The following is a 4,019-nucleotide window of genomic DNA, read 5'->3' on the forward strand; positions in this document are numbered from 1 at the left end:
TTTCGACTCCTTAGGACCGACGTCAGCGTGAAGGCCAGCAACGTCAGATTCCGTTGGTTCCGTCGGGCCCGGAGGTCGGCGTTCAGCGAGTCCGTGGCCTGCCGGAAGTAGGTCAGGTACCCCGTCGTCGGCTGCACCGCCGTGATGTTTGTGATCCTCTTGCCGTTCTCGGTTGTCTCCCAGATCCGCGCACCGCCACGCTGGGCTTGGGAGCGGGAGAGATCGGCGGTCGAGAGGACCTGCCGACCCAGCATGCCCGGCTCGGTGGAGGCGATTGGTACCCCGTCCGGGCCGACCGTCGACATGCTGCCCCGGCCGACCCCGAGCAGGGCCGCGATCCCGTTGGTGAACTGGAGGTTGGACTCCTCGGTGGACACGGAGACCAGGACGGCCCAGGGCCGCGGACGGCCGACGGGAACCACCGTTGCTCTGACGCGGCCATCGTGGAGGGCGAAGACGGGGGACACGGCGGGAACCCCGGACCAGGCAGCGGACCAGGCCTGCCCCAGGTCGGTGGGGACTATGGAGTTCCCCCGTGGATAGGAGGCCGTGGTATGGCCCGCGGTGTCGAGTAGCGCAACCACCCGGATGACATCGTCGGAGTGGGCGATCTGGAGCTGCGGGAGCAGGGCTTCGTTCCCCAGGGGGTCACCGGGCTGGAAGGGCGTCCGATCGGCCGCGGACTGCATAGCCGCCGGGTTGTTGACGATCGCCGCCCACTGCGCGAGCCGCTCGACCAGCTGGGAACGTTCGTTGAGGCGGTCTATCTTCTCCCGGCTCAGCAGATCGGAGCCCGTCCAGATTGCCATGGTACCGAGGACCGCAACCGTGAGTAGTCCGACGATCAGTGGGTGGATGAATCGCCGCCGGAGTCGCGATCCGGCCCGGGCCGCTGAGGTTCTGATTGCGGCCGTGACTCGTCCGGGTGCTTGCCGCCCACCGATTCGGCCACCTCTGATCATCTATATGCCCCGTCCGACAACCGTGCCCGGACTCGACGGATCTTACCGTGAGTGAAGACTTTCTGTTTTCCGTGCCGTCGAATCATCCCGGTAGTGGGTGAGCATACGAGTATCTGTGCCACGAGTTTCACCGGCCGCTGCCCGTGACAGAACTCCACCGCTTGCGCCGACACGGACCGGCGTATTGGGCTGGGTGACCCGGCGCGTCCGTGGGATGGAGGAGATTGCCGAACGAAGATGATTCGACTACTAGAAGTGTCGTTCCGAATACTTTAAGGCTTGGATGGTCAGTCGGCAGGCGACATCAACTCGACTATGGGTTACTATATATAACGCTAGGTGCTGTCGGTTGGGGTTGGGGAGCTGTGATGTTGGTACCTTCCGCGACCGGCCCCCGCATGCTTCTCGTTCCCTTCGGCATTATTCAATACTCTCCGTAACACCTGGCCGGTCTAGCCCGATCGAGTATCGCGGAAGATGATCATCTGGTCACCGCGTGCGTTGCTCGAGCCGGCGGAGCTTCGCGGCGGCGGGACCGCCGGGTGAATTAGGAGCGCGTGACCGCCCCTGCCCGCCTCGCCGGCTCCTCGTCGAGGCGTCGGACAGGGCGCGGGGCGGCTTGGTCGAGCGGTGCGTCGGCTGCTTCCGATCCGCTCCGCCGGTGCCTGGCTTAATGGGAAACGGCATTCTCGCCCGGACGGCGGTCCGGAGATTCACCGCGCCTCTGGTGGGCCGGAGCGTGCGGATTTCTTCGCCTGGGCGTGGCTACCGGTCGATTACCCGATTCTCGATCCGGCCCGGCGCCCGGACATCAGGGCGCGACGACATCGTCCCGGCGTTGGATACCGAATGTGTAAACACCTTTGGGCGCAATAGCCGGACGCCGGCCGGGAACAGCCCACCTGTTCAGGGCACCCGGCATGGATCGTTTCTGGTCCGCCGTGGGCTTTCGCCGCGGGAGCGGATCTTCTTCGGTACGGCCGTGATCCGCACGGCCCCACCGAGCACACGGCCCCACCGAGCACACGGCCCGTGGATCCGGCGAGAGCGCGCGATGCGACTGGTCCGACGCGGCCAGGAGTGGCACGCTTCACACCAGTGCCGACGGGCCGTGCTCGATACGGTCCCGCTCGAACGCGGCCCGGTCGATGTGCGGCACTGTCGATGTGCGGCACTGTCGAGGCCGATGTGCGGCCCGGCCGAGAGGAGGGCCGGTGATCTCGCCGACCACCGTCAACCGGACAACGGCGGTTCCCGGGACGTGTTCGTCCCGGACCCATGAGGTGACGAACCAGCCTCCGCCCCTCGTGGGGCACGATGCGGCGGCCGATCCGGCGCTACTGGCGGCCCTCGCGCGGGAGGGGGCCGGCTGGCATGCGGACGATCTGCATCGACTCGGTCGGTTGGCCGGCACCGAGGAGGCCGCCCGCCAGGCCGACGAGGCGAACAGGTTCCCGCCGCAACTGCGCACTCATGATCGTTATGGGTTTCGCGTCGACGAGGTGGACTTCCATCCCTCCTGGCACGCCCTGATGGAGGTCGCGGTACGGGAGGGCCTGGCCGGGGCGCCGTGGGCCGACCCGCGTCCCGGCGCCCATGTCGCCCGCGCCGCGGACATCCTGGTCTGGGGCACCGTCGAGCAGGGCCATCTGTGCCCGGTGTCGATGACCTACGCCGTGGTGCCGGCGCTGCGCGCCGCCCCGGAGCTCGCCGCCCGCTACGAACCGTTGCTGACCAGCCGCGTCTACGATCCGGGTTTGCGCCCACCCGAGAGCAAGGCCGGCCTGCTGGCGGGCATGGGCATGACGGAGAAGCAGGGTGGCTCGGACGTCCGTGCTAACACGACGACGGCGACGCCGGCGGGCGACGGGACCTATCGGCTGCGGGGGCACAAGTGGTTCACCAGCGCCCCGATGAACGACGTCTTCCTGGTCCTGGCCCAGGCCCCCGGTGGCCTGTCCTGCTTCTGGGTGCCACGGGTGCTTCCGGACGGCGCCCGCAACACCTTTCGCATCGCGCGGCTGAAGGACAAGCTCGGTAACCGTAGTAACGCCAGCGGCGAGCCGGAGTTCGACGACACGGTCGGTTGGCTGGTCGGCGAGGAGGGCGCAGGGGCCCGGGCCATCATCGAGATGGTGGCGATGACCCGGCTCGACGCCAGCCTCGGCTCGGCGGCGGGGATGCGTGCGGCCGTCATGGCGGCCGCCCACCACGTACGTCACCGACGCGCGTTCGGGAGACTACTCATCGATGCTCCGCTGATGCGCAATGTGCTCGCCGATCTCGCCCTGGAGTCCGAGGCCGCGACGACCCTGGTGCTTCGGGTGGCGGGCGCGGTTGACCGGGCGGCCCGTGGCGATCGTCAGGAACGAGCGTTCAGACGGTTGGCGATCGCCGTCGCGAAGTACTGGGTGTGCAAGCGTTCCCCGGCGCTGGCCGCCGAGGCGCTCGAATGCCTGGGAGGTAACGGCTACGTGGAGGAGTCCGGGATGCCGAGGCTCTACCGCGAGGCGCCACTGAACGGTATCTGGGAGGGCTCGGGCAACGTCAACGCGCTCGACGTGCTGCGCGCGGTCACCCGGGAACCGGCCAGCCTCGCCGCCTTCGCCATGGAGATCGACGCGGCACGTGGCGCGGACCGCAGGCTGGACGCGGCCTGGGCCCGGTTGCGCGGTGTCCTCGACCGGTCCGAGGACGCGGAGTTCGCCGCCCGGCGCATCGTTGAGCGACTTGCCGTCGTCCTGCAGGGCTCCTTGCTGGTGCGCTACGCCCCGGGCGCCGTGGCCGACGCGTTCTGCGCCACGAGAGTCGCCGGTGAGGGGGGACTGGCCTTCGGCACCCTGCCTGATGCCGCTGATGTGCCAAACATTCTCGGCAGAATTCCACCGATGGGCGCCTGAGATGATTCGCTCGGTGTTTCCTGACCTTGGCGGATAGGTACTAGAAACTCTCCGTAATCAACGCTGCGCCATCAGGTGGGGGATGTGCCCCTAGGGGGACGTAATGAAGTAACAAATACGTGATCGAGAGCATCATCGCCGGTCACAGACCTGTGGA

General features: G+C 67.8%; 1 protein-coding gene and 1 pseudogene. One reads left to right on the forward strand and one right to left on the reverse strand.

Going from position 1 to position 4,019, the window contains the following annotated elements:
• Positions 1–809: pseudogene (locus ACY5KJ_RS17165) on the reverse strand (diguanylate cyclase); the annotation flags it as partial.
• A 1,367-nt stretch (positions 810–2,176) separates the two neighbouring features.
• Between ACY5KJ_RS17165 and ACY5KJ_RS17170 the strand changes: the two are divergent.
• A complete protein-coding gene (locus ACY5KJ_RS17170; RefSeq protein WP_462203842.1) occupies positions 2,177–3,862 on the forward strand; it encodes an acyl-CoA dehydrogenase family protein in 1,686 nt (561 codons plus the stop codon).
• Positions 3,863–4,019: the final 157 nt, after the last annotated feature.

Source organism: Frankia sp. CcWB3, from assembly GCF_977927595.1.